The following is a 25,197-nucleotide window of genomic DNA, read 5'->3' as shown; positions in this document are numbered from 1 at the left end:
TGCGTGCCATGACTGCAAATCTCTCCACGGGGGCCTTGAGCCCCACCAGCAAGGGCGGCCTGCGCCGGGTCCTGGGCCTGGGTTCACTGGTCTCGGTGGCTGTCGGCCTGGTGGTGTCCCAGGGGGTGATGGTGCTGATGCTGCAAGGGGCGGGGATGGCCGGGCTGGGCTTCTTCATCCCGCTGCTGCTGGCCTACCTGCTGGCCCTGACCTATGCCCTGTCGTTTTCCGAACTGGCGCTGATGGTGCCCCGGGCCGGCAGCCTGAGCAGCTACACCGAGGTGGCCATCGGGCATTTCCCGGCGATCCTCGCGACCTTCTCCGGCTACATGGTGGTGGCGATGTTCGCCCTGTCCGCCGAGCTGCTGCTCCTGGACCTGATCATCGGCAAGGTCTACCCCGGCGCGTTGCCGCCGATGCTGGTGGCCTATGGGGTACTCGGGGTGTTCACCTTGCTCAACCTGTTGGGCATCGACGTCTTCGCCAAGCTGCAGACGGTGCTGGCGGTGGTGATGGTGGTGATCCTGCTGACCCTGGGCCTGGGCGCGGTGAGCAGTGCCCAGGCCGACCTGCAACTGCCCCTGGACCAGGGCTGGAACCCCTTGCAAGTCGGCGCCCTGGCGCTGGCGGCCATGGCCATCTGGGGCTTTGTCGGTGCCGAGTTCGTCTGCCCGCTGGTGGAGGAAACCCGCAACCCGGAGCGCAATATCCCGCGTTCGATGATCATCGGCCTGAGCGTGATCTTCCTGGTGATTACCCTCTATTGCCTGGGCGCCTTGCTCTGTGTGCCGCGGGCGCAACTGGCCAGCGATCCGCTGCCGCATTTCCTGTTCGCCACCACGGTGTTCGGCGAGGCCGGCAAGCTGTTCCTGGTGGGGGCGGTGATCACTGCCACCTGCAGCACGGTCAACTCGTCCCTGGCGGCGCTGCCGCGGATGCTCTACGGCATGGCCCAGAACGGCCAGGCCTTTCCCCAGTTCAAGCGCTTGAGCCCCCGTGGCCGTACGCCCTGGGTGGCGGTGCTGTTCGTGGCGGCGCTGACCGGGCTGCCGATCCTGCTGCTGGGCCAGGACCCGGATTCCATCAGCCTGCTGCTGTTGGCCGCCGCCCTGGCGTGGCTGCTGGCCTATATCGTCGTGCACATCGACGTGATCGCCCTGCGCCGCCGCTACCCCGATGCGCCACGGCCGTTCCGCTCGCCGTTCTACCCCTGGCCCCAGGTGCTGGGTATCGTCGGCATGCTGTTTGCGATCTACCACGTTTCCCCATCCCCCGAGATGACCGCGCGGATCTTCGGCAGTGCCGGCGTGGTGCTGGGGGTGATTTCGCTGATCGCCGTGGTCTGGATCAAGCTGGTGATGCGCAAGCCGCTGTTCGTTCCCGAACCGCTGCTGCCCGGCGAACCGACCCTGGCAACCCAACCTTCCCTTGAACCCGCCTACCGTGCAGGAGAATGACCATGAGCACCTCCAACCAACAGCCGCAGCCGGCCGCGCCCCGCAGCACCCAGGACTACCAGGCCGCCGACGCCGCGCACCATATCCATGCCTTCCTCGACCAGAAGGCGCTGAACGCCGAGGGCCCGCGGGTGATCGTCCGCGGTGAGGGCCTGCACCTGTGGGACAACGACGGCAAGCGCTACCTGGACGGCATGTCCGGCCTGTGGTGCACCAACCTGGGCTATGGCCGCAAGGACCTGGCCGCTGCCGCCAGCGCCCAGCTGGAGCAATTGCCGTACTACAACATGTTCTTCCACACCACCCACCCGGCGGTGGTGGAGCTGTCCGAGTTGCTGTTCAGCCTGCTGCCCGGGCACTACAGCCACGCCATCTACACCAACTCCGGTTCCGAGGCCAACGAGGTGCTGATCCGCAGCGTGCGCCGCTACTGGCAGATCCTCGGCCAGCCGCAGAAGAAGGTGATGATCGGCCGCTGGAATGGCTACCACGGCTCGACCCTGGCGGCCACGGCCCTGGGCGGAATGAAGTTCATGCACGACATGGGCGGGTTGATCCCGGACGTGGCGCATATCGACGAGCCTTACTGGTTCGCCCACGAAGGCAACCTGACACCCGCCGAATTCGGCCTGCGCTGCGCCCGCCAGCTGGAGGAGAAGATCCTCGAACTGGGGGCCGAGAACGTCGCCGGTTTCATAGCCGAGCCGTTCCAGGGCGCGGGCGGCATGATCTTCCCGCCGGAAAGCTACTGGCCACAAATCCAGCGCATCTGTCGTCAGTACGACGTGCTGCTGTGCGCCGACGAAGTGATCGGTGGTTTCGGTCGTACCGGCGAATGGTTCGCCCACCAGCATTTCGGTTTCGAGCCCGATACCCTGTCCATCGCCAAGGGCCTGACCTCCGGCTACATCCCCATGGGCGGCCTGGTGCTGAGCAAGCGCATTGCCCAGGTACTGGTGGAGCAGGGCGGGGTGTTCGCCCACGGCCTGACCTATTCCGGGCACCCGGTGGCAGCGGCCGTGGCCATCGCCAACCTCAAGGCCCTGCGCGATGAAGGGGTGGTGAGCCAGGTCAAGAACGATACCGGCCCCTACCTGCAGCAGTGCCTGCGGGAAGTGTTCGGCAACCACCCGCTGATCGGCGAGATCCAGGGCACCGGGCTGGTGGCGGCGTTGCAGTTCGCCGAGGACAAGGCCAGCCGCAAGCGTTTCGCCAACGAGAACGACATCGCCTGGCGCTGCCGCACCCTGGGCTTCGAAGAGGGGGTGATCATTCGCTCGACCTTCGGGCGGATGATCATGGCCCCGGCCCTGGTGGCCAGCCGTGGCGACATTGACGAGCTGGTGGACAAGACCCGCCGCGCAGTGGAACGCACCGCCGGGGAAATCGAGGCCGGTACCCTGCCGAGCAGCTAAGCGCGACACAGACCCGCCCCCCTTGAGTGGCATCACCCGCCGCAGCCTGGCTGCGGCGGCTTTTTTTTACCTGTCACTCGGCAGGGGAAGCATTTCCTTCTGCATGCCCCGGTGATGGGGCGTTAGCCTGTGGTCAGCCTCTAGAACTTCCCGTTCAAACCGATGCGCAGGCTGTCGTTGCGTTCATCCGAACCCAGCGCGGTCTTATAGGAGAAGCCCATTTGCCAGGCACGCCCGAGGTTGAAGTCAACACCCATGTCCAGGCTGGCGAAGTCGCGGTCCAGGGCGTCGGGCTTGAGCCGGTAGAGAAGGCCTTCATCGCCCTGGTCGGTATAGCGCATCTTGTAGTCGCTGCTGCTACTGAAGTTGTGACCCCAGGCCAGGCCGACCTTGGGGGTGACCACGCCGACCCGGGTCATCAGGTCGTAACCGGTGCGCAGGCCCAGGTAGGAAGTGAAGTTCTGCTGGTTTTGCTCGTCATAGGAAAGCCCGTAGATGCCTCCGCCTTTTTCACTGAAGGCGTCCAGGCGTGTGACGCTGGCGTTCAAGCGGCTGTAGGGGGTCAGCGACAGTGGTCCCTGGCGGTACTCGTAGCTGGCGGTCAGCGAGGCGAACAACTGGTCGGCATCGCGCGAGCCACGGGCATAGTCGTCGTTACTGCCCGTGATGTAGCGACGCGAGTCGAAGCTGATGCGGTTGTAGCCCAGCAGGCCGTCGACAAACACCTGGGGCGCCAGGTTCAGGCTCAGGTAGGTGGCGATGCCGATGGCGTCCGCATCGCTGCGGGTCTTGTTGCTGCCGATCTCGCTGCGGTCGTTGCCGTAGCCGATCCCGACCCCGGCGATCAGCGTGGGCGACAGCCGATAGTCGACGCCGGCGCTCAGGCCCAGGGTGGTGAAACTGTTGCCCTGGGCGCCACGGGCGTGGGTCGAGCCGGTGTTGACGAAACCGTCGCTCCAGAACGCCAGGTCATCCTGCTTGCAGTTGTCCTGCGCGGCCGCGGCGGCCTCGCGTTTTTCCTGCTCGGTCTGGTGGGCCGAATCTCCCAGTTGTTCCTTGATCACCTTGGCGACCTCGCCCAGCGGTACGTTGCTGCCGTCCTTGCGCAAGCTGGCGTTGAACGAATTGCGGTCGCAGCGCATCTGGTGCAACTGCTCCATACGCTGGTTGAAGTTGTCCATCTGGGTACTGGCAAAGCGTTCCGCGGCGCGGGTCTGGGCGTTGAGCAGGCCGATGACCTCGGCGTCCCTGGTCGGGTCCGCACGGGTCTGGATGATGAAGCTCATGGTGCTGGAGGCGCTGGAACCGCTGAGGTTGTGCAGGCCGAAGCTGACGACCGCCGTACCGGCGAAGGCCGCCGATGGCACGAAGCGCATCGAGAAGGGGCCCATCATCATCGCCCGGCCGGCCGAGGCCGGGGTCACCGTGCCCAGGGTGGCGTGGGTGAACGGGCCGCCGGTGGCGCCCTGGGTCAAGTCGACGGTGGCCGACTGGCCCGCTGCGAGGATCTGGCTGGAGGCGGGCACGGTGATCGCCACGGCAGCGATGGTGATCGAATAGGCCTGTGAGCCCGTGGCACCGTTGGCATCGGTGGCGGTGATGACCAGGTTGCTGCTGCCGCTGGTAGTCGGCGTACCGCTGATCAGGCCGCTGGCAGAGTTCAGGCTCAGGCCCGTCGGCAGGCTACCGCTGGTGATGCTGTAGCTGTAGGGAACGGTGCCACCGGTGGCGCTGAGAGTTGCGCCGTAGGGGCTGCCTGCCGTGCCGGCCCCCAGGGACGCCGGGGTCAGTACCAGGCTGGGCGCGCTGACGGTAATGCTCACCGTGGCCGGGCTGGAAGTGCCGCTGGCGTTGGTGGCGGTGTAGGTGAAACTGTCGGCGCCGGAGAAACCGGCGGTGGGGGTGTAGCTGATGCTGGTGCCGCTGGCCGTGGCAGTCCCGTGGCTGGCGGCGCTGGCCACGGCGACGCTGGTGGCGGCGCCGCCACTGAGGCTCAGAGGGATCGGGTTGGCGCTGCTGTTGGCCGCGACCGTGGCGCTGACGGCGCTGGCAACCGGTGCCTGAATATTGATGGTGATCGAGTAGGCCTGGGACCCGGTGGCGCCGTTGGTATCGGTGGCGGTGATGGTCAGGTTGAAGGTGCCAGCGGCGCTTGGTATGCCGCTAATCGCACCGGTGCCGGTGTTCAGGCTGAGGCCGGTCGGCAGGCTGCCGGATGTGATGCTGTAGCTGTAGGGCACAGTGCCGCCGGTGGCGTTGAGGGTAGCGCTATAGGGCGTGCCGGCGGTGCCGTTGCTCAGGGAACCGGGGCTCAGGGTGATGCTCGGGGCACCGACGGTGATGCTCACCGTGGCCGGGCTGGAAGTGCCGCTGGCGTTGGTGGCGGTGTAGGTGAAACTGTCGGCACCGGAGAAACCGGCGGCAGGCGTGTAGCTGATGCTGGTCCCGCTGGCCGTGGCGCTGCCATGGCTGGGGGCGCTGGCCACGGCGACGCTGGTGGCGGCACCACCGGTGATGTTCAAGGGAATCGTGTTGGCGCTGCTGTTGGCCGCGACCGTGGTGCTCAGTGCGTTGGCAACTGGTGGCAGGCCGTTGATCAACAAGGTGTAGGCGCGAGAGCCGGTGGCGCTGTAGGCGTCGGTGGCGGTGATGGTCAGGTTGAAGGCACCACCGGCAGTGGGGGTGCCGCTGAGTGTACCGGTGCCGGTGTTCAGGCTCATGCCGGCCGGCAGGCTGCCGGCAGTGATCGCGTAGCTGTAGGGGGCGGTGCCCGCGGAGGTGCTCAGGGTCTGGCTGTAGGCCGTGCTTTGAGTGCCGTTGGGCAGAGTCGTCGGTGTTATCGCCAGGGTGGGCGGGGTGACGGTGATGGTCACCGTAGCCGGGCTGGAAGTGCCGCTGGCGTTGGTGGCGGTATAGGTGAAGCTGTCGGTGCCGGAGAAACCGGCGGTGGGGGTGTAGCTGATGCTGGTGCCGCTGGCCGTGGCAGTCCCATGGCTGGCGGCGCTGGCCACGGCGACGCTGGTGGCGGCGCCGCCACTGAGGCTCAGAGTGATCGAGTTGGCGCTGCTGTTGGCGGCCACCGTGGCGCTGACCGGGCCGACTGTGGGGGTGGGCACGGCGTAGGTATAGCCATTGGTCAGGGTCGCGCTGCCGCCAGGGGTAATGATCGTTACGTTCACTGCGCCCGCGGCATGAGCCGGTGTGGTGGCCGTGATGGTCGTGGCGTTGTTGACGGTATAACTGGGGGCCGCCGTGCCGCCGAAGCTGACCGAGGTGGCGCCGGTAAAATTGCTGCCGGTGAGGGTGACGGCGGTGGCGCCAGCGGTGCTGCCGGAGTTGGGGGCAACCGAGGTCAGGGTCGGGGTCGCCGCGCCGGTAACCTCCAGGGTATAGGTGGCGACCCCGGCCTGGTTTCTGCCGTCATTCAGGGAAATGTTGAAGGTGTAGTTGCCGGCGATGGTAGGTGCACCATGCAGCGTGGTGGTCGGACTGTTGGGTGAGGCATCGAGGATCAGCCCCGGTGGCAGGCAGGGGGCCGTATCGTCTGGATCGTCGATATCACACTGGTACCACTTATCCAGGGGCATTTCACCGCCGCTGGAAAGGATCTGGATACTCATCGACTGGCCCACCGTGACCGATGGCAGCGTGGTGCCCGTCCCCGGACTTGTGATCACGGGGGGCGGCAGCAGCGCCATGGCGGCCGTTGGCAGGCTCAAAAGCAGAAAAAGCAGGACCAGCGAACGTGCCAGCGAACCGTGGAAACTACTGCGCGATGTTTTCATAAAGGCTCCCTGCCATTTGCGATCAGCTTTGTCGCGGCCGCATCCAGCGTTAAATGAGTCAAGGTCAAAGGGTAAAATTCAGGTCGCCGTTCCGCGAGACCTGCCTACAGCCGTCATCCGGGCTTTCAGGGGTTGTCCAGCTCCTCCCGAGGCAATTGCCGTGCCGGGCGCCGCATTTGCACATACAGGCCGTTTTCGTCACCGGCCAGAAACCCTAGGCGCTGGTACAGGCCCTGGGCCCGGCTGCCGAGTTCGACGCTCAGGCTACAAGAGTGGCCCTGGGTATCGGCTTCGGTCAGGATTTCCCGCAGCAATGCGCTGCCCAGGCCCAGGCCCTGGCAGTGAGGCAGCAGGGCGATATCGACGACGCGCAGGTCAGTGGCTTGCCGATGCAGGCACAGGCGGCCGATTGCTTCGCCGGCCTGTTCGATGATCAGCCACTGTGCTCCCGGGTAGTGCCGCTCATAGTGCTGGCGTTGCAGCTCGGCTTGGCTGTGCAGGAATGCGTGGCGCTGGGCGTCGCTCCAGCCGGGTACGGCACGGACCTCGGCCCAGCGGCGAGACACGAACAACTCCCGCAGGAAGGCCTGGTCGGTGGTGTTCTGCAGGCGCAGAGCGCCACCGACCGGCAGCACCGCTTGCAGGAGGGGGGCGCAGGCTGGGCTTATCACCACCTTTGTGGATACTCGCCGTTCAGGCAGATGCAATAGCGCAGCGTCAGAAAGGGTTGCATCGCATAACGCTGCGACTCGGCCTTGGCGGTGTCCATCCCGGCAGGGGCCACCGTATCGGGGTGCAGGCTGGGCCCGCCAGTGGCCTGCACTCTGGCGTTGTACAAGCGAATCCCCCGTGGTTGTGCCAGGTAGGCCGTGTTATCGGCTAGGTCCAGGGCCATGGCGTTGTCGCTACCATCCTGGGCCAATACCTGATGGGTGTGGGGGGCGAAGTTTTCCGGTTTCAAGATGGTCTTATCGCCGCCCAGTTTCTGGCCCAGGGTGCGCATGCTCAGGGTGGGGGCCTGACCCTCACCTATGGCGACGCGGCCGCGGAGATCGGGCAGATTGAAGTTGATCCCGTTACTGCCACCATAAATGTTGGCGATCACTGAATAGAGCGCTTGATACTCATTCACGAGCAACAGTCGACCGTCGCAGACGGCCCAGTCCACAGGGGCGAAGTTGAAGGGAAAAAGCCGAATTTCACCAGTAAAAGCATCCATGGTCGATCGTTCCTGAAAAAAGAGGGACTAGGGCTTCGATGGGTAGAGGCCCGTCATGCAGATGATGTAGTTGATCACCAGGGACCCCATCATGTTGCTGTGGGGGGCGACCGATTTATTGGCCACGCCCAGGGCCGGGCTGAGAAAACTCGGGTTCAAGCTGACCATCGTGGAATTGTTGGTTCCCTTGCTGTAAAGCCCGGTGACGCTGTCTGTCGGGCTTACCCGCTTGAACTTGCCGAAACTCAGGCTATTGATCGGTGGGGTGATGGCAACCGGCACGGCGGATGCCGCCTCGTTGGCACTGACCTGGAATCCATGAATATGCGGCGGCGTGTTCTCTGCTGTGAGAGTGATCTGCTCGACGCCCGCCCTCTCGGCCAGGGACCAGCTAGACAAGCCCGGTCCGCTGCCCTGACCGACAGGGGTTCTGCCGCGGTAGTCCGGGAGCTTGAAGGTGTTCCGGCCATCGCCACCATAGGTACTGCCGATCAAGCTGAACAGGGCGTCGTTGCCCTTGACCGGCAACTCGGTGCCATTGCACAAGGCCCAGCCCTTGGGGGCGAAGTTGCCGGCAAACATACGGATCTCTCCGAGGTATGCATCAGACATATTGCTTTCCTTAGTCGTTAGGCTGTGGGCGTTTGCTTACCGAGGTGGGTAGGTACCAGTGATGGCAATGCAGAAGTTGCCGCCGATCGACGGCTGGATGTTCAACATCGGAAGGCCGGGGGGGCTCACCACCGTGGTGATGTTGAGCGTCACGTGACTTGTATCGCCGAAGGCTACATAGGTGGATCTCGAGACAGCGCCTTTGGAGTTCGAACTGATGGCGGGAATATTGCCCGCCGGCCCGGCGACACCTGCTGCGGTTGAGACGTTGGCGATATGGCTGTGGGTTGCCAGGTTGCTGGCATTCAGCGCGACCAGTTCGGTTCCGTCCATGCTGGCCAGCTCCCGCAGATCCAGCAAAGGGGCGGTCGAAGCATCGAGATTCTCCCCCAGTGCTGCCCGGCCTCGCAGGTCCGGCAGGCCGAAGGTGGTTCGGCCGTCGCCGCCGTAACGGTTGCCGAGCAGTGTTGCCAGCGCCATGTAGTCGTTTACCGCCAGCACCTGGCCCTGACACAAAAGCCAGCCTTGTGGGGCCCAGGCCCAAGGGAACAGACGAATCTCGCCGAGAAAGGGTTCCATGTTCTTCGCTCCTTGAAAAAAGGCCTGGCAGAAGTACTTTCCGCAGCTGGCAATTTGATGTTGCGCACGATATACAAAATCGAATTTAGTTAGCAAACAGTATTTCTATCCATGAAAAAAGAGGAACTACTTCCCGGTGTTAGTGGGTTTTCGGCTTATCTTTTTTACTTGGTCGGTAACATTAAGTTCATCTTGATCGGTAACATTCGATGCGCGTCACAGTCTTGTGCTTTAACGTTTTAGTTGCTGCATAAGCGCAGCGCGGTAAGCCTCATGCCTAGCGGCTTGGCACTAAGGATAAGGGGCTTGGGGCTATCGAATGCTGGCTTGCGGCGGGTGGGCGGGGGGTTATTGCGCTGCTCGCGAAAGTCCTCTAGTTCGGGCTTTTCAGGCCCTTTCATCACGAGCTCTAGTTGAGCGGGAGACGGCAGTGAAAAGTTCAGAAGAAAACAAAGCAGGCTAACGATCTTCCTGGGCGGGAAGCATGGGCCGCTTCCATGGGGAGGGTTCTGGAGTATAAGCAGAGGCTTTGGAAAGTGTTACCCGAAGCGGTCCTTGTTGTTACCCGTTCTTTAAGTTGTTCCCAACTAGAATACTCGGGAATTAGTGCTTTAAGTCTGGCTTGAAGGGCGTTGTTCAAACGGTGTGCAGAGTTTCTTTCAGGCCTTGCACCTGAAACGGGTAGGGCGCCGCTGCCCTGGCAGGCGGCACCCGGTGCCCGGCTTAGAGCCCGGCGTTTTCCGCCGCTACGCTTTTCGGCTTGCCGTAGTGCCACTCATAGACCACGAACTTGAAGTCCTTGAGATCGCCTTTCTCGTCGAAGCTCAGGTCGCCGGTGGGGGTCTTGAAGGTGCCCTTGTGGATCGCCTCGGCGACTTTTTCCGGGTCTTCGCTCTTGGCTGCGGCGATGCCTCCGGCAATCACTTCCACGGCCGAGTAGGACGGCAGCACGAACGGGCCGCTGGGGTTTTCCTTCTTGGCTTCGAAGGCCTCCACCAGGGCCTTGTTGGCCGGGTCCTGGTCGAAGGACTTGGGCAGGGTCACCAGCATGCCTTCGGAAGCGTCCTTGGCGATCTGCGAGATCGAGTCGTTGCCCACGCCTTCAGGCCCCATGAAGCGTGCGGTCAGGCCCTTTTCCTTGGCCTGGCGCAACAGCAGGCCCATTTCCGGGTGGTAGCCGCCGAAGTAGACGAAATCCACATTGGCCTGCTTGAGCTTGGCCAGGATCGAGGAGTAGTCGCGTTCGCCGACGTTGATGCCTTCGAACATCGCCACCTTGATGCCTTCCTTGCCGAGGATGTCCTTGACCGAGCTGGCAATGCCTTCGCCGTACTGTTGCTTGTCGTGCAGCACCGCCACATTGGTCGGCTTGAGCTGGGCGATGTAGCGTGCCGCCGCCGGGCCCTGGGCGTTGTCCAGGCCGATGGTGCGGAACACCATCTTGTAGCCACGGGCGGTCAGCTCTGGGCTGGTGGCGGCCGGGGTGATCATCACGATGCCTTCGTCTTCGTAGATGTCCGACGCGGGTTGGGTGGAGCTGGAGCACAGGTGTCCGACCACGAACTTGACGCCGTCGTTGACCACCTTGTTGGCCACGGCGACCGCTTGCTTGGGGTCGCAGGCATCGTCGTATTCCACGGCCACCAGTTGCTTGCCGTCGACGCCACCCTTGGCGTTGATCTGCTCGATGGCCATGCGCGCGCCGCTGAACTGCATGTCACCGTATTGCGCCACCGGGCCGGTCTTGGCCCCGGCGATGCCGATCCGGATGCTGTCGGCTGCCATGGAATGGCAGGCCAGGCCGGCAAGGATCATGGCGCTGAGCAGTTGGGTGGCTTTGTTATTGATACGACTCATGGGTTGTTCCACTCCTGTGGGTTACGGTTCTAAGGGTGTTGCGGGTGTTGCCTGGACTGCCGGGGCCCGGGCGCCGGCAGGGTGTTGTAGTCGGCTTTGCCGCCAGATGTGCTGATCCTGCTCAAGGCAGGGCCTTGCCGATTCGGCTCACGGCCTCCAGGGTGGGGCGCGCGGGTTCGGCGCTGGCGTCCAGGGCCTGGGCGATGTCGGCCAGCAGGTCGGCGATGTCTTCCAGCCCCACCGACAGCCGTACCAGGCCCTCGGCGATGCCGTGTTCGGCCCGTTCCTCCTGGGTGTAGGTGGAATGGGTCATGCTCGCCGGGTGCTGGGCCAGGGATTCGGCATCCCCCAGGCTGACCGCGCGGCTGAACAGCCCCAGGGCGTTCATGAAGCGTCGCCCGCTGGCCAGCCCGCCCTTGAGTTCGAAGGCGATCATGCCGCCGGGCAGCTTCATCTGTCTTGCGGCCAGGGCGTGTTGGGCAAAGGATGCCAGCCCCGGGTAGGCGACCCAGGCCACGGCGGGGTGGTCCTGGAGGAACTGGGCGACGGCCTGGGCGTTGGCGCAATGGCGATCCATGCGCAGGGCCAGGGTCTTGAGGCCGCGCATCAGGAGAAAAGCGTCCTGGGGCGAGAGCACCGCGCCGGTCAGGTCCTTCAGGCCCTGCAGGCGGATGCGTTCGGCCAGGGCCTGGCCGGTGACCACGATGCCGGCGGTGATGTCGCCATGGCCGCTGAGGTACTTGGTGGCCGAGTGCAGCACCAGGTCGGCGCCCAGTTCCAGCGGGCGCTGCAGGTAAGGTGTGCAGTAGGTGTTGTCCACCGCCACGAGCAGGCCGGGATGCTGGCGGGCCACCTGGGCCACGGCGGCGATGTCCACCAGTTGCATGTTGGGGTTGGCCGGGGTTTCGAAATAGATCATCCGCGTGGCCGGGCCGATGGCCGCCCGTAGCTCGCCCAGGTCGGTCAGGTCGACATGGCGTACCTTGACGCCGAATTCGCCAAGGCCGTGGTGCAGCAGGGCAAAGGTGCAACCGTACAAAGTCTGGCCGACGATGACCTCGTCGCCCGGGCGCAGCAGGGTCCACAAGGTCGCGGCAATCGCCCCCATGCCGGAGCCGAACGCTACGGCCGCTTCGCCGTTTTCCAGGGCAGCCATGCGCGCTTCCAGCAACGCCAGGGTCGGGTTGCCGATGCGGGTATAGAAGTAGCCGGGTTCTTCACCGGCAAAACAGCAGGCGCCGTATTCGGCGGTGGCGAAGGTGAAGGTGGAGGTCAGGTAGATCGGCGGGATCAGCGCGCCCTGATGCTCCTGGGGGTTGTAGCCGTGATGGATGGCACGGGTGGAAAAACCAAGGTCACTGTTTTTATTGTTCATGGTGAACGCTCCCGGATTTGCTCTAATGCTATGCTCAAACCCGGCGCAATAATTTCCAATATCGGCCCTTTAAAACCGAATAATTGGAATAAATAACCATAAAAATAAGATAAAAAGGTAAGACATGCCCCTCGATCTGGACCGTATCGACAAAGCCCTGCTGATCGCCCTGCAAGACAACGCCCGGCTGACCAACGCCGAGCTGGCGGACAGCGTCGCCTTGACCACCTCGCCGTGCTGGCGCCGGGTGAAGATTCTCGAAGAGAGCGGGGTGATTACCGGTTACCAGGCGATCCTCTCGCCCAAGGCGCTGGGCTATGGGGTCACCGCCTTTGTCAGCGTGATGATGGAATCCCACTCCCAGGACACCGCCCGGGCCTTCGAACAACGGCTGCTGGAGATCCCGGAAATCATCGCCTGCCACAACGTCTCCGGGCGCTACGACTTTCTCCTCGAAGTGCTGGCCAAGGACTTGGAATCCTTCGGCGAATTCGCCCGTGAAGTGTTGCAGACCCTGCCGGCGGTGAAGGAGATCTATTCGAGTTTTTCCTTCAAGTCGGTCAAGCCGTTGCGGCAGATTCCGGTACAAGAGTGAGCGCAGGTGGGGCGCCAGCGTCCTTGCGATTCACAAGCAACCTTGCTGTCTGAAACAGGCCCAAAGCGAAGGAGCGCCGGCCAGGGTTCACACCGCGCCCGGGGCCGCGAGGTTGCAATATTGTCCTTTGAAATACAGCAATGGCTGCGCAGCAGCCGCTTGCTGCAGGTTCAGCGCCTTGACTTCACCTATCACGATCAGGTGGTCACCTGCGACGTGTTCGGCGTGAATTTCACAATCGAGCCAGTGCAGGCTGCCGGCAATGATCGGGTTGCCCAGCGGCGACTCCTGCCATTGAACTCCCTGCCACTTGTCCGTGCCTTTGCTTGCGAACTGGTTGGAAATCCTGACCTGCTCGCCTGAGAGGATATTGACCATGAAGCGGCCCGCCTGACGAATCTTGGGGTAGCTGGCCGAGCTGGACATGACGCTGAATGACACCAGCGGCGGGCTCATCGACACGCTATAGAACGACTGGCACGTGAAGCCGAGCGGCTCGCCATCAACCTGTGAGGTAATCACCGTGATGCCGGATGCGTAGTGCCCGAGCGCTTCGCGAAAGCGCATTGGCTCGATAGCCGTACTGGGAAGTGACATGGCGGGTCCTGAATATTGGGTACTGTCCGACAGCGCGCAGAGGGGTGAAGCGGCGGCTTTTCAATCCACCGCTTCACCCCTCTGGCACACCACTTGCGGCTTTAGCTCAGCGCAGGTTCGAGAGTTCTCTGCGGATGATTTCTGCGCCGGCACTCAAAGCCTTCAGCTTGCCCCTTGCCACGCCACGGGATAAGGGTGCCATGCCACAGTTGGTGCAGGGATAGAGCTTGTCGGCATCCACGAACTGCAATGCCTTGCGCAAGGTGTCGGCCACTTCCTCGGGTGTTTCAATGGTGTTGGAGGCCACATCAATGGCCCCGACCATCACCTTCTTGCCTCTGATGAGTTCAATGAGATCCATTGGGACATGAGAGTTGTGACATTCCAGCGAGACTATATCGATACTGGATTTCTGCAGCTTGGGGAACGCCTCTTCATATTGCCGCCACTCTGAGCCCAGGGTCTTTTTCCAGTCCGTATTGGCCTTGATGCCATAGCCATAGCAAATGTGCACCGCCGTTTCGCATTTAAGACCTTCAATGGCTCTTTCCAGGGTGGCCACACCCCAGTCATTCACTTCATCGAAGAAGACGTTAAAGGCGGGCTCATCAAACTGGATGATATCCACGCCGGCCGCCTCCAGCTCCCTGGCTTCCTGGTTGAGGATCTTGGCGAATTCCCAGGCCAGTTTTTCGCGGCTTTTGTAATGGCTGTCATAAAGCGTGTCGATCATCGTCATCGGGCCTGGCAGCGCCCACTTTATGGGTTGCTCGGTCTGCTGGCGCAGAAACCTGGCATCTTCCACGAAAACCGGCTTCTGGCGACTGACAGCCCCCACCACCGTGGGGACGCTCGCATCATAGCGATCACGAATCCTGACGGTTTCACGTTTTGCAAAATCAACGCCGCTGAGGTGTTCGATGAACGTCGTGACAAAGTGCTGACGTGTCTGCTCGCCATCACTGACGATATCAATGCCTGCTTGCTGTTGTTCTTGCAGTGACAAGCGCAAGGCGTCCTGCTTGCCTTCAACCAGTTCTTCCTCTTGCAACTTCCAGGGCGACCAGAGCGTTTCAGGCTGTGCAAGCCAGGAAGGTTTAGGCAAGCTGCCGGCAGTTGAAGTGGGTAACAACTTTTTCATCATGGGTGACCTTGTATTTTTGATGAGTCAAAGAGCGTAATTGGCGGACCACTGCTCAAGAATGTTCTGGTATGGCTTGATGAAGTTGTTCTCGACAAACTGCCCTTGCTCAATCGCCAGGCGGCTACGTTCTTCTCGGTCATAGACAATTCGAGTCAATGAATAGTCCTGGTGCTTCAGGCTCGGTTGATAGGATTTGCCTGCCGCAGAGTTGGCATTGTAGATCTCTGGCCGGTAAATCTTCTGGAAGGTGTCCATCGTGCTGATGGTGCTGATCAGTTCCAGGTTGGTGTAATCACTGAGCAAATCGCCGGCAAAGTAGAAAGCCAAAGGCGCAACGCTGTTGGACGGCATGAAGTAGCGAACTTTCAACCCCATCTTGTTGAAGTATTCATCTGTTAGAGAATATTCGTCCTGCTGGTATTCAATGCCCAGTACAGGGTGCTGGTTTTCAGTCCGATGGTAGGTCTTGCTGCTCGAAACGCTCAGGCAGATCACCGGTGGCTTGTTGAAGTTTTCCTTGTAAGTGCTGGAGTTGATGAAATGCTTGAATAGCTTTCCATGCAGCTCTCCGAAGTTTTCCGGAATGCTGAACTTTGGTCGCTCCCTGTTGTGCTCCGGCAATAGCACGCTGAAGTCGTAGTCCCGTACGTAAGAGGAAAAGTTGTTTCCTACAACGCCCTCAAAGCGTTCGTTGGTCTTTCGATCGAAAATATTGGTTTTCAATATTTCAATCAGAGGGATGGCATGGCCACTGCTTTGAGTGTCGATGTCCATCTCCACGGAGATGATTTCAAGCTCGACTGTATAACGATCGCCCTTGGGGTTGTCCCAATGCGCCAAGGCATTGAAGCGGTTGTCAATCATCCTCAAGGTATTGCGCAAGTTTTCTTGGCGACTCTTGCCCCTGGCCAGGTTGGCAAAGTTGGTGGTGATGCGCGTATTCTCGGACGGGTGATAATCTTCGTCGAAGCAAATGCTCTTGATGGTGAATGTGAAATCGTTGTTCATTGTGATCTGGCATCCTGATTTCCGAGATAAGTCCTGAACTTGTTTGTTGGCTTTCAGTGCTTTCCAGTTTTGTTCCTGGCTACTTTTTCTCGGTAGTCTTTATGTTGTCTATTATTGAGGCGCATCTTATGTCGAGCTATTAATTGAGTACTAATGAATTGATTTCACCAGGTCTTTAGTCACATTCATGATGTGATAGTCACTCAATCGCAAAAGCCTATTTGCCCCAGTATTCATTGCCCGGCCAAACCACTGGTTGATGTGTATGCCTGGGCTCTGGCGCAATCCGACCCGTGGTGGCTGCGGCCGCACTCGACAGGGCTGCCAGCGCCAGATGGGCCGGGAGCTGGCCCATCAATGCAATTGCTGCTCGTCCAGGTAGCGGTTCAGGCATTGGATGAAGGCCTGGTGCTTGCGGGTCTGGCGCCTGTGGGCGGGGTAGATCACATGGATCCTCGGGCCGAACTGCTCCGGGTCCAGCTGCGCCTCGGGCAGCAGTTGCACCAGCTCGCCGCGACGCAGGTAGGGCGCGGCGCTCCACTGCGGGCACAGTTGCAGGCCCAGCCCGGCCAGTAGGGCACCGAACAGGAAATCGTAATTGTCACTGGCCAGCCGCGGCACCGGCTGGGGCACACGCTGCTGCTCGCCATTCAAGGTGAAGCGCCAGAAATGCGGGTTCAATGCCGGGTGACGGAAGATCAGCCAGTCATGCTCGGCAAAATGCGCCGGGGTCACCGGCAAGGGCTGGCGCTGCAGATAGCGCGGGCTGGCGCAGAGCAGGATGCGGTTGGCCGTCAACGGGCGGGCGATCAGGTCCGGCAGTTCCACCGGCCCGTCGCGCACGGCCAGGTCATAGCCGCCACTTTGCAGGTCGACGAATTCGTCGGTGAGCTCCACGTCCAGGCGCATCTGCGGGTACTGCTCAAGAAAGCCGTAGCAGGCGCCATTGAGAAAGGCCGGGGCGAAGGAGGGCGGCGCCACCAGGCGCAGGGTGCCGCACATTTCCTGCTGCAGGCGCTCGATGTCTTCCCCGGCCTGTTGCAGCTGGCGCAATACCTGCCGGGCGCTGGCCAGGTAGATATGCCCGGCCTCGGTGAGGGCGATCCGGCGTGTGGAGCGCTCCAGCAAGCGGGTGCCGAGCTGGCTCTCCAGGTGGCTCACTGCCTTGGTCAGGGCCGAGGTGGTCTTGCCCAGGCACGCGGCGGCGCGGGTGAAGCTGCCCTGATCGACCGTGGTCACGAACATGGTGATGGCGCCCAGCTGGTCCATTGCAGTCTTGCCTCTTTGGAAAGGATGGGTTGCGCGAAGCAGTATTCTTAAGCACCGGTGACTTGGCTAGTCTCTGGCGCATTCTGAGCCAAGGGTGCGAACAACAATGAAAAAGACGCTGAATATCACGCTGGCCTCGGCCCTGGCCCTGGTCTCGCTGTACAGCCAGGCCGCGGTGGACCTGGTGCTGCACAACGCCAAGGTGTTCACCGCCGAGCAGGGCCAGCCCCTGCAACAGGCGGTGGCGGTGGAGCAGGGGCGTATCGCCATGGTCGGCAGCGATGCCCAGGTGCTGGCGCTGAAGGCTCCGGGCACCCAGGTTATCGACCTGCAGGGCAAGGTGCTGATGCCGGGGTTCATCGACAGCCACAGTCATGCCATCTTCGGGGGCCTGAAGCTCAAGGCCGCCGACCTGGAAACCCAGCAACTGCCCCTGGACGAGCTGGAGCAGCGCCTGCGCGGCTGGCGCGATGACGGCAAGGCGCGGCATGGCGAGATCCTCAGCGTCAGCGGTTTTCCCTCGACCTACTGGAGCCAGGTGGACGCCCTGGAACAGCGCTTCAACCAGGGCGAATGGGCCGATGTACCGATTCTGTTCGTTGGCTGGGACTACCACACCGGCTGGGCCAACCGCGCCATGCTCAAGCGCGGCGGCATAGACGCCGCGCGGGTCAAGGCGCTGCAGGGCGAGGCCCAGGCCACCATCGGCCATCACCCGGACAGCAGCCCCAACGGTTTTGTCGCCGATGCCGGGCTCTCGGCCCTGACCTCGCAGCTGCCGCCGCCGAGCTTCGAGCAGTTGCTCGACGCCGGGCGCGCCGCCCGCGACCTCAACCTGAGCCTGGGCATCACCGCGCTGATGGACCCGGCGGCCAACGCCACCCCGGGCGACGCGCTGTTCGCCATGCATCCCACGGCCCAGACCGTCGGTGTGCTGCCGGTGTACAAGGCGCTGGCGCAGAAGGGCGAGCTGACCCAGCGGGTCGCGGCCCTGATGGTGGCCAATCCCAAGAGCCGCCCGGCGGACCTGGAGGTGCTGGAGCAGGTGCGCCAGCAGTTCCTCGGGGTGCCGAACCTGAGCCTGCCGGGGATCAAGATCTTCGCCGACGGTGTCGCCGAGTTTCCGGCGCAAACCGCTTCCCTGCTGACCCCCTACAAGAACTCGAAGAAGGATGGCGAACTGCTGATCGACCCGGCGCATTTCGGCGAGCTGGTCAGCGCCGCCGATGCCCGTGGCTGGCTGGTGCATGTGCATGCCATTGGCGACCGCGCGGTGCGCGAATCCCTCAACGGCATCGAGCAGGCGCGGCGTGATCGCCAGAGTGGGGTGGTGCACTCCATCACCCACTTGCAGATGGTCAACCCCAAGGAGTTCGCCCGCTTCAAGCCACTGGACGTGATCGCCTCCATGCAGCTGTACTGGGCCGCCGCCGATGAGCTGAGCATCGATTTGCTCCAGCCCTACATCAGCGCCATGCAGTTCCATTTCATGTACCCGGCCCGCTCGCTGCTGAAGAACGGCGCCACCATCGCCGGGGCCAGCGACTGGCCGGTAAGCACCCCGGAACCCTGGAAGGCCATCGCCCAGGCCATCAGCCGCAAGGGGCCCAAGGGCGTGTTGAACAAGGACGAAGGCATCGACCGGGAAACCATGTTCTACGCCTACACCCGCAACGCCGCGCGGGCCATTGGCCTGGAGCAGCAGATCGGCAGCCTGGCCCCGGGCAAGCAGGCCGACCTGATCGTTCTTGACCGCGATGTGTTCCAGGTGCCCCAGGAGCAACTGGCGGATACCCAGGTACTGACGACCTATTTTGCCGGGCGCGAGGTGTACCGTCGGCCGTGATTCTGCGGTGATGCAGAGCGGACCCGCGATCTTGATCGCGGGTTTTTTTTGCCGACGCCTTCGCTGGCAAGCCAGCTCCTACAGGTGATCAGCTCGTCTCCAAACACTTTTCTGCACGGCGATGATTGACGTGGCCAGAGCGTATCCCTATTCTTTGTCGACCGACAAAGAATAGGGAGCAGTTCGATGAAAACCCTCAAGGGTCCCAGCCTGCATCTGGCGCAATTCAGCGCCGAGACGGCGCCGTTCCACAATTTGCCGGCGATTGCCCAATGGGCCGCCGACCTGGGTTTCAAGGCGCTGCAGATCCCTGCCTGGGATGCGCGGTTGTTCGACGTCGCCACGGCGGCCGAGAGCCAGGACTACTGCGATGAACTCAAGGGCCAGCTGGCGCAGAAGGGCCTGCAGATCAGCGAGCTGACCAGCCATATCTTCGGCCAACTGGTGGCGGTGCACCCGGCCTACGACGCGATGTGCGACAACTTCGCGCCGCCAGCGCTGCGGGGCAATCCGCAAGCCAGAACGGCCTGGGCCATGGAGCAGATGAAGCTGGCGGCCAAGGCTTCGCGACGCCTGGGGCTGAGTGAGCTGGGGACCTTTTCCGGGTCCCTGGCCTGGCCTTATCTGTTTCCCTTTCCCCAGCGCCCCGAGGGCCTGATCGAGACGGCGTTCGACGAGCTGGCGCGGCGCTGGCGGCCGATCCTCGATGCCTGCGACGAGCAGGGGGTCAACCTGTGCTACGAGATCCACCCCAGCGAGGACCTGCACGACGGCACCAGCTTCGAACGCTTCTATGAATTGGTGGACCATCACCCGCGTTGCAACATCCTCTTCGACCCCAGCCACTTCGTGCTGCAACAGCTGGACTACCTGAGTTACCTGGACATCTACCACGAGCGCATCCGCATGTTTCACGTCAAGGATGCCGAGTTCAATCCCAGCGGCCGCCAGGGCATCTACGGCGGCTACAGCGCCTGGGTCGAGCGCGCCGGGCGCTTCCGCTCCCTGGGTGATGGCCAGGTGGACTTCAAGGGGATCTTTTCCAAGCTGGCGCAATACGACTACCCGGGCTGGGCGACCCTGGAGTGGGAGTGCTGCCTCAAGGATCAGGAGGATGGCGCCCGGGAAGGTGTCGAGTTCATCAACCGGCACATGATCCAGGTCACCCAGCGCATCTTCGACGACTTCGCCGGCGCGCAGATCGACCGCCAACAGATCAACGCCATGCTCGGCATTGCCTGAAACCCTTCATCGAGAACACACCATGAATGCTTTGACTGACAACCTCCAGGCCGACAGCCTCGACCTGGTTCACCGTTACGTGCGCGTCGATGGCCAGCGCATCCACTGTGTCACCGCCGGCACGGGCCGGCCGGTGCTGCTGATTCCCGGCTGGCCGCAGACCTGGTACGCCTGGCGTCAGGTGATCCAGGCCCTGGCTGCCCAAGGCTTCCAGGCCATTGCCGTGGACCCGCCGGGCAGCGGCCAGTCCGACCGCCCTGAGCACGGCTACGACACCGGCCATGTGGCCGGGGTGCTGCACCAGGTGATGGGGCAGTTGGGTTTCGAGCGCTACAGCGTGGTCGGCCACGACGTCGGCATGTGGATCGCCTACGCCTTGGCCAGCGACCATCCGCAGGCGGTGGAGCGCCTGGCGCTGACCGAGGCGGTGATCCCCGGGCTGGCGGATGCACCACCGATTTTCGTCGCGCCGCAGCAGAACATCTTTCTCTGGCACTTCATGTTCAACCAGCTGCGGGATTTGCCGGAAGCCTTGATCGCCGGGCGCGAGCGGGCCTATCTGAATTACATCTTCGACCACTGGTCCCATCGCCGCGAGGCGGTGGCCGCCGAAGTCTACATCGAGGCCTACGCTGCCCCGGGCGGGTTGCGCGCAGGCTTCGCCTATTACCGGGCGATCCCCGAGACGGTGCGCCAGAATCAGCTGCGCGCGCAGCAGCCGCTGACCATGCCGGTGCTGGCCATTGGTGCCGAGCACGCCACCAACGATGCACCTCTGCTGACCCTGCAGGGCCATGCCAATGACCTGCGCGGGGCCATTGTCGAGGACTGCGGGCACTTCATCATGGAAGAGGCACCGGAGGAATTTCTCGCGCTGCTGCTGCCGTTTCTGCAGGAGGGCCGTGACTGAGGCAGGGCGCAGGCAAGGCCGCGGCCACGGAAATTGGCCGCGGCCGGCGCAAATCTAATATCATTTCGTCCCGGCGCCCTGCGCCAACCGGCTGTTCGGGCTCAACCGAGCGCCTTCCCTGTCCCGACGAGATACCCGACCCCCATGGCTGGAAGACCCCGCGAATTCGACCGTCACCAGGCACTGCGCCAGGCGCTCGAACTGTTCTGGCGCCGTGGTTTCGAAACCACCTCCATGGCCGACCTGGTGGCGGCCCTGGGCATCGCCTCGGCGCGCATCTATGCCGCCTTCGGCTCCAAGGAGGCGTTGTTTCGCGAGGCCATCGAGCTGTACGAAAGCCAGGAAGGCGGTTTCGCCGACCTGGCCCTGCAAGAGCCCTGCGCCTACGTCGCCATCGAGCGCATGCTGCAAGAAGCGGTGGCACTCTACACCCGGGCCGACGGCCCCCGTGGCTGCATGGTGGTGGCCTCGGCGGTGAACTGCTCAAGCGACAACGACAGCGTGCGCGAATGGCTGGCCGAACATCGCCGGGCGCGTACCGCAAGCATTATCCAGCGCCTGGAAGCCGCGCAGCAGGCGGGTGAACTGCCCGGCCACAGCGATGCAACTTCCCTGGGCGATTATTACTCTACGGTGCTCCACGGGCTGTCGGTGCAAGCCCGCGACGGCGTCAGTGCGGCGCGCCTGCTGCAGGGCGTGGCGCTGGCCATGCAGGTCTTTGCGCGAACCGCCCAAGGGAATTGAAGCGGCGCTGCACCCTGGCTCCGCCTGGGAGCCTTTGCCCGCAATCCGGGAGCAGCGATGCTGGCCCGGGTTGTGCATTTTTTCAGCGGGTCCCGGACCCGTTCCATCATCGAAAGAGTATGACGCCCCCCCATGAGTGATTCCGCGGCGACACCCCAAGGCAACTGGCAGCCGGTCATCGCGCTGGCGTTGGCGGCCTTTGTCTTCAACACCACCGAGTTTGTGCCGGTGGGCCTGCTCAGCGCCATTGGCGCCAGCTTCGACCTGCCCACCGAGCGGGTCGGTCTGATGCTCACCATCTACGCCTGGATCGTGTCCCTGACCTCGCTGCCGGTGATGCTGCTGACCCGCAACATCGAACGACGCAAGCTGCTCACGGTGCTGTTCGGGCTGTTTATCGTCAGCCATGTGTTCTCCAGCCTGGCCAGCAACTTCGGCCTGCTGATGCTCAGCCGCATCGGCGTGGCCCTGGCCCATGCACTGTTCTGGTCCATCACCGCGTCCCTGGCGGTGCGCCTGGCGCCGCCGGGCAAGCAGGTGCAGGCCCTCGGGCTGCTGGCCACCGGCACCTCACTGGCCATGGTCCTGGGCATTCCCCTGGGCCGCTTGCTGGGCGAGGCCCTGGGCTGGCGCACCACGTTCAGCGTGATCGCGGCCATGGCCGGCCTGCTGGTGCTGTGGCTGATCCGCACCTTGCCGCTGCTGCCGAGCCAGAACTCCGGTTCCCTGCGCAGCCTGCCGCTGCTGTTCAAGCGCCCGGCGCTGGTGGCGATCTATGTGCTTACCGCCCTGGTGGTGACGGCGCAGTTCACCGCCTACAGCTACATCGAGCCCTTCATCAAGGTGGCGGCGGGCCTGGGGGGCGAGGTGGTGACCCTGGTCCTGCTGGTGTTCGGCGGCGCCGGGATCATCGGCTCGCTGCTGTTCAGCTGGCTGCACCGCCACAGCCCCCAGGGGTTTCTACTGACCGCGGTGGCGCTGCTGGCGCTGTGCCTGAGCCTGCTGTTGCCGCTCAATGGCCACGTCTGGTCGCTGGTGGCCCTGAGTGTGTTCTGGGGCATGGCGATCATGGGCTTCGGCCTGGCCCTGCAATCCAAGGTACTGGTGCTGGCGCCGGACGCCACCGACGTGGCCATGGCGATGTTCTCCGGCATCTACAACATCGGCATTGGCGGCGGTGCGCTGCTGGGCAGTTGGGTCGGCGGGCAGCTGGGCTTTGCCTATGTCGGCCTGGCGGGTGGCGCCCTGGCGACCCTGGCCTTGCTGTTGTACAGCCTGGCCCTGGGCCGCATGAGCCGCACCAGCGTGTAGCCGCTGCCGCAGGCTGCGAACGGTCTGGGCGGCACTCCGTCGCAGGGGCGCGGCGCTCTCAAGGCCGCTGCGTGCCCGGTTGGAGACCGCCGAGCAAGGTCCTGCGGACCTTTTCGCAGCCTCGCCGCAGGCTCGGCAGCGGCTACAGGGCCGCAGGGTTTCGATAATGCGCGTCGTTCGCCCGAAGGTTACCGGAGTCGGGCTACGGGCCAGCAGGCGACCAGTACGAGCAGCAGCGCCGCCAGCAGGTAGGGCAGGCGTGGCTCCAGCCCGTAGATCAGGGTCCCGGCCAGGGGCCCGACCACTACCCCCAGGCCCTGGGCCGCGCCGATGGAGCCGGCCGTGGCGCCCTGTTCGGCGGCGTCCACCGAGTTGCTGGCCAGGGCGGCGAAGGAGGGGAAGATCCAGCCCATGCCGGCGGCCGAAACAAAGAACCCCAGCCACAGCACCCAGGCCTGGGCCGCGAGAATGCTGGTGACAAAGCCCAGCGCCGCCACCAGGGCGCCGATGCGGATCATCCGCAGCGGCGGCCATTCCAGTTTGCGCACCACCAGTTGCGAGGCGATCAGCGCCACCCCCACCAGGGTCAGGGAAATGCCGGCGGTCTGCGCCGCGTCGGCCGGGCTCATGCCCAGGCGGTCGAGGGCGAAGAAGCCCACGGTGATCTGCGCCATGGCCACGCACAGCATCGAGACGAACGCCACCACCAGCGGCCGGCGCAGGCGCGGGTCGCCCAGGCTCACCGGCTTGGGCGGCTGCTTGAGGTGCAGTTCCTGGCGCGGCAGCCGTGCCTTGAGGAAGGCGAAGCCCAGCAGCGGCAACACCGCCAGCGCATAGAACGGCAGGCTCAGGCTGTGGCGCGCCAGCAATGCGGCAAGCGCCGGCCCCAGGACCAGCCCGCAGGCGTTGGCCGCCCCCAGGGACGCCATGGCCCGGGCGCGATGCTCGGGTTCGATGTTGTCGGCGATCAGCGCATAGCCGCCCACCGGGATTGCCGCATAGAACACCCCGATCAGGCCGCGGCCCAGCAGCAACCCGGCAAACGCCAGCAGCGCCGAAGGCAGGGCGTGCAGCGCCACGTCGATAAACAGGCTGAGGGCGAGAAAGGCCAGGGTGAAGCCGCCGGTGCCCAGCAGCAGGATGCGCCGCCGACCGAGGCGATCGCTGGCCCGGCCCCAGGGCCGGGCCAGGAGCATCCAGATCACCCCGGAGACGGTCACCGCCATCCCTGCCTGCCAGGTGGCCAGGCCGAGAATCCGCGCAATGGGGCCGATCAGCGAAACGAACGCCATCATCGCCATGGTGCAGGCCAGGTTGGCCACCAGCAGCGGGCGCAGGTCGAAGGCCGGGGCGGCCTGGGGCGTGTCCAGGGTGTCGAGGGGCAGCTGTTGAGCGTTGGTCATGGTTTATCCCAGGGCTGAGTGAGAGGGCAGGCGGCCGTCGACCATCACCAGCGGTCGACCGCGTACCTGTTCCAGGCTGGCGTCGACGCCGTAGACGTCGCGCAGCAGTTGTGGGTTGATCACCTCCAGGGCCGGCCCGGCGGCGGCCAGGCGGCCATGGTGCAGCACCACCACCTGCTGGCTGAAACCCAGGGCCAGGTTGATGTCGTGGACCACCACCAGGGTGATCAACTGGCGCTCGCGGGTGGCCCGGGTGATGGCTTCCACTACCTGGCACTGGTGGTACAGGTCCAGGGCGCTGGTGGGTTCGTCCAGCAGCAGCACCCGGGGCTGGCGCACCAGGGCCTGGGCCAGGCCCACCAGTTGGCGCTGGCCACCGGAGAGGGCGTCGATCGGGCGGTCGGCCAGGGCGGTGAGGTCCAGGTCCTGCAGCACTTGTTCGACCCCGTGCAACACCGCCGCGCTGGGCCGGCCAGGGGCGAAACCGCCAGTGCGATGCCCGGCCATGGCAGCGCTGAGCACTGCTTCGAAGGCGCACAGGCGGGTACGTTCCGGCAGGCTCTGGGGCAGGTAGACGATGTGCTGCGCCCGTTCCACCTGGGGCAGGCGGTTGAGGTCGACGCCGTCCAGCAGTACCTGGCCCGAGGTCTTGTGCAACCCGGCGATGCCCCGCAGCAGGGTCGACTTGCCCGCCGCGTTGGGGCCGATCAGCGCGGTCACGCTGCCCCCGGCCAGGGGCGGCAGGGCCACGTCGCACAGCACCTGGCGGTTGCCGTAGTGCATGTTCAGGCCGGCGGTGCACAGGCCGGCGTTGGAGGACACAGGCGGC

21 protein-coding genes are annotated in these 25,197 nt (G+C 63.8%); 8 read left to right on the top strand and 13 right to left on the bottom strand.

Going from position 1 to position 25,197, the window contains the following annotated elements; all coding sequences use genetic code 11:
• Positions 1-8: 8 nt before the first annotated feature.
• Both AC1RMG_RS18615 and AC1RMG_RS18610 read left to right on the top strand, forming a co-directional pair.
• Complete coding sequence (locus AC1RMG_RS18615) at positions 9-1,457, top strand: APC family permease (RefSeq protein WP_011061802.1); 1,449 nt, start codon at positions 9-11, stop codon at positions 1,455-1,457.
• A gap of 2 nt (positions 1,458-1,459) precedes the next feature.
• Positions 1,460-2,872 (top strand): aspartate aminotransferase family protein, encoded by a 1,413-nt coding sequence (locus AC1RMG_RS18610; protein ID WP_011061801.1) that lies wholly within the window; start codon positions 1,460-1,462, stop codon positions 2,870-2,872.
• 140 nt (positions 2,873-3,012) lie between these two features.
• Here AC1RMG_RS18610 and AC1RMG_RS18605 read toward each other — a convergent pair whose 3' ends face one another.
• The 7 genes from AC1RMG_RS18605 to AC1RMG_RS18575 form a co-directional block, all read right to left on the bottom strand.
• Positions 3,013-6,492, bottom strand: a complete 3,480-nt coding sequence (locus tag AC1RMG_RS18605; protein ID WP_493169857.1) for an autotransporter domain-containing protein — start codon at positions 6,490-6,492, stop codon at positions 3,013-3,015.
• Between the two features lie 290 nt (positions 6,493-6,782).
• The gene (locus AC1RMG_RS18600; protein WP_015635981.1) at positions 6,783-7,331 is read right to left on the bottom strand and encodes a GNAT family N-acetyltransferase; all 549 of its coding nucleotides are present in this window, start codon (positions 7,329-7,331) and stop codon (positions 6,783-6,785) included.
• Positions 7,325-7,876, bottom strand: coding sequence for a phage tail protein (locus AC1RMG_RS18595; protein WP_015635980.1), 552 nt, complete (start codon positions 7,874-7,876; stop codon positions 7,325-7,327). The genes AC1RMG_RS18600 and AC1RMG_RS18595 overlap by 7 nt, the downstream gene beginning before the upstream one ends.
• 27 nt (positions 7,877-7,903) lie before the next feature.
• Positions 7,904-8,488, bottom strand: coding sequence for a phage tail protein (locus AC1RMG_RS18590; RefSeq protein ID WP_015635979.1), 585 nt, complete (start codon positions 8,486-8,488; stop codon positions 7,904-7,906).
• Between the two features lie 36 nt (positions 8,489-8,524).
• Entirely contained in the window at positions 8,525-9,067 is a 543-nt protein-coding gene (locus tag AC1RMG_RS18585; protein ID WP_125063030.1) for a phage tail protein, read from the bottom strand.
• A gap of 723 nt (positions 9,068-9,790) precedes the next feature.
• The gene (locus tag AC1RMG_RS18580; protein WP_011061795.1) at positions 9,791-10,924 is read right to left on the bottom strand and encodes a branched-chain amino acid ABC transporter substrate-binding protein; all 1,134 of its coding nucleotides are present in this window, start codon (positions 10,922-10,924) and stop codon (positions 9,791-9,793) included.
• Between the two features lie 121 nt (positions 10,925-11,045).
• Positions 11,046-12,299, bottom strand: coding sequence for a methionine gamma-lyase (locus AC1RMG_RS18575; RefSeq protein WP_493169854.1), 1,254 nt, complete (start codon positions 12,297-12,299; stop codon positions 11,046-11,048).
• Between the two features lie 124 nt (positions 12,300-12,423).
• Here AC1RMG_RS18575 and AC1RMG_RS18570 point away from each other — a divergent pair, with 124 nt between their 5' ends.
• Positions 12,424-12,894 (top strand): Lrp/AsnC family transcriptional regulator, encoded by a 471-nt coding sequence (locus AC1RMG_RS18570; protein WP_011061793.1) that lies wholly within the window; start codon positions 12,424-12,426, stop codon positions 12,892-12,894.
• 87 nt (positions 12,895-12,981) lie between these two features.
• Here AC1RMG_RS18570 and AC1RMG_RS18565 read toward each other — a convergent pair whose 3' ends face one another.
• The 4 genes from AC1RMG_RS18565 to AC1RMG_RS18550 all read right to left on the bottom strand — a co-directional run bounded on the left by AC1RMG_RS18565 (position 12,982) and on the right by AC1RMG_RS18550 (position 16,912).
• On the bottom strand, positions 12,982-13,491 hold the full coding sequence (locus AC1RMG_RS18565) for a flavin reductase family protein (RefSeq protein ID WP_011061792.1): 510 nt from the start codon (positions 13,489-13,491) through the stop codon (positions 12,982-12,984).
• Positions 13,492-13,597: 106 nt separating this feature from the next.
• The gene (locus AC1RMG_RS18560) at positions 13,598-14,632 is read right to left on the bottom strand and encodes a methionine synthase (protein WP_176707094.1); all 1,035 of its coding nucleotides are present in this window, start codon (positions 14,630-14,632) and stop codon (positions 13,598-13,600) included.
• A 27-nt stretch (positions 14,633-14,659) separates the two neighbouring features.
• Positions 14,660-15,643: a DUF1852 domain-containing protein gene (locus AC1RMG_RS18555; protein ID WP_072450085.1), complete on the bottom strand. Its 984-nt coding sequence runs from the start codon at positions 15,641-15,643 to the stop codon at positions 14,660-14,662.
• 354 nt (positions 15,644-15,997) lie between these two features.
• Entirely contained in the window at positions 15,998-16,912 is a 915-nt protein-coding gene (locus AC1RMG_RS18550; RefSeq protein WP_019094508.1) for a LysR family transcriptional regulator, read from the bottom strand.
• 106 nt (positions 16,913-17,018) lie between these two features.
• Here AC1RMG_RS18550 and AC1RMG_RS18545 point away from each other — a divergent pair, with 106 nt between their 5' ends.
• From AC1RMG_RS18545 to AC1RMG_RS18525, 5 genes are all read left to right on the top strand, one after another.
• Positions 17,019-18,758, top strand: a complete 1,740-nt coding sequence (locus AC1RMG_RS18545) for an amidohydrolase (RefSeq protein ID WP_493169851.1) — start codon at positions 17,019-17,021, stop codon at positions 18,756-18,758.
• Positions 18,759-18,944: 186 nt separating this feature from the next.
• Positions 18,945-20,000: a sugar phosphate isomerase/epimerase family protein gene (locus AC1RMG_RS18540; protein WP_015635973.1), complete on the top strand. Its 1,056-nt coding sequence runs from the start codon at positions 18,945-18,947 to the stop codon at positions 19,998-20,000.
• A 22-nt stretch (positions 20,001-20,022) separates the two neighbouring features.
• Positions 20,023-20,910: an alpha/beta fold hydrolase gene (locus AC1RMG_RS18535; protein ID WP_493169849.1), complete on the top strand. Its 888-nt coding sequence runs from the start codon at positions 20,023-20,025 to the stop codon at positions 20,908-20,910.
• 144 nt (positions 20,911-21,054) lie between these two features.
• Positions 21,055-21,654 carry a TetR/AcrR family transcriptional regulator gene (locus AC1RMG_RS18530; protein WP_011061785.1) on the top strand — a complete coding sequence of 200 codons (600 nt, stop codon included), beginning with the start codon at positions 21,055-21,057 and terminating at the stop codon, positions 21,652-21,654.
• A gap of 132 nt (positions 21,655-21,786) precedes the next feature.
• Positions 21,787-22,965 carry a sugar transporter gene (locus tag AC1RMG_RS18525; protein WP_011061784.1) on the top strand — a complete coding sequence of 393 codons (1,179 nt, stop codon included), beginning with the start codon at positions 21,787-21,789 and terminating at the stop codon, positions 22,963-22,965.
• Positions 22,966-23,153: 188 nt separating this feature from the next.
• Here the strand turns inward: AC1RMG_RS18525 and AC1RMG_RS18520 are convergent, their stop codons facing one another.
• Both AC1RMG_RS18520 and AC1RMG_RS18515 read right to left on the bottom strand, forming a co-directional pair.
• Positions 23,154-24,368: an MFS transporter gene (locus AC1RMG_RS18520; protein WP_493169845.1), complete on the bottom strand. Its 1,215-nt coding sequence runs from the start codon at positions 24,366-24,368 to the stop codon at positions 23,154-23,156.
• 3 nt (positions 24,369-24,371) lie between these two features.
• Positions 24,372-25,190 carry an ABC transporter ATP-binding protein gene (locus AC1RMG_RS18515; RefSeq protein ID WP_011061782.1) on the bottom strand — a complete coding sequence of 273 codons (819 nt, stop codon included), beginning with the start codon at positions 25,188-25,190 and terminating at the stop codon, positions 24,372-24,374.
• Positions 25,191-25,197: the final 7 nt, after the last annotated feature.

This window comes from Pseudomonas sp. GW822-FHT04H02, assembly GCF_058800645.1.
This window is presented reverse-complemented; position numbering and strand designations above follow the sequence as displayed.

Coding starts and splice junctions, on each gene's coding strand:
- AC1RMG_RS18550 (WP_019094508.1), bottom strand. CDS start 16,912: ATGGACCAGCTGGGCGCCATCACCATGTTCGTGACCACGGTCGATCAG.
- AC1RMG_RS18560 (WP_176707094.1), bottom strand. CDS start 14,632: ATGAAAAAGTTGTTACCCACTTCAACTGCCGGCAGCTTGCCTAAACCT.
- AC1RMG_RS18585 (WP_125063030.1), bottom strand. CDS start 9,067: ATGGAACCCTTTCTCGGCGAGATTCGTCTGTTCCCTTGGGCCTGGGCC.
- AC1RMG_RS18590 (WP_015635979.1), bottom strand. CDS start 8,488: ATGTCTGATGCATACCTCGGAGAGATCCGTATGTTTGCCGGCAACTTC.
- AC1RMG_RS18520 (WP_493169845.1), bottom strand. CDS start 24,368: ATGACCAACGCTCAACAGCTGCCCCTCGACACCCTGGACACGCCCCAG.
- AC1RMG_RS18525 (WP_011061784.1), top strand. CDS start 21,787: ATGAGTGATTCCGCGGCGACACCCCAAGGCAACTGGCAGCCGGTCATC.
- AC1RMG_RS18580 (WP_011061795.1), bottom strand. CDS start 10,924: ATGAGTCGTATCAATAACAAAGCCACCCAACTGCTCAGCGCCATGATC.
- AC1RMG_RS18540 (WP_015635973.1), top strand. CDS start 18,945: ATGAAAACCCTCAAGGGTCCCAGCCTGCATCTGGCGCAATTCAGCGCC.
- AC1RMG_RS18605 (WP_493169857.1), bottom strand. CDS start 6,492: ATGAGTATCCAGATCCTTTCCAGCGGCGGTGAAATGCCCCTGGATAAG.
- AC1RMG_RS18595 (WP_015635980.1), bottom strand. CDS start 7,876: ATGGATGCTTTTACTGGTGAAATTCGGCTTTTTCCCTTCAACTTCGCC.
- AC1RMG_RS18610 (WP_011061801.1), top strand. CDS start 1,460: ATGAGCACCTCCAACCAACAGCCGCAGCCGGCCGCGCCCCGCAGCACC.
- AC1RMG_RS18565 (WP_011061792.1), bottom strand. CDS start 13,491: ATGTCACTTCCCAGTACGGCTATCGAGCCAATGCGCTTTCGCGAAGCG.
- AC1RMG_RS18535 (WP_493169849.1), top strand. CDS start 20,023: ATGAATGCTTTGACTGACAACCTCCAGGCCGACAGCCTCGACCTGGTT.
- AC1RMG_RS18530 (WP_011061785.1), top strand. CDS start 21,055: ATGGCTGGAAGACCCCGCGAATTCGACCGTCACCAGGCACTGCGCCAG.
- AC1RMG_RS18570 (WP_011061793.1), top strand. CDS start 12,424: ATGCCCCTCGATCTGGACCGTATCGACAAAGCCCTGCTGATCGCCCTG.
- AC1RMG_RS18615 (WP_011061802.1), top strand. CDS start 9: ATGACTGCAAATCTCTCCACGGGGGCCTTGAGCCCCACCAGCAAGGGC.
- AC1RMG_RS18555 (WP_072450085.1), bottom strand. CDS start 15,643: ATGAACAACGATTTCACATTCACCATCAAGAGCATTTGCTTCGACGAA.
- AC1RMG_RS18575 (WP_493169854.1), bottom strand. CDS start 12,299: ATGAACAATAAAAACAGTGACCTTGGTTTTTCCACCCGTGCCATCCAT.
- AC1RMG_RS18545 (WP_493169851.1), top strand. CDS start 17,019: ATGAAAAAGACGCTGAATATCACGCTGGCCTCGGCCCTGGCCCTGGTC.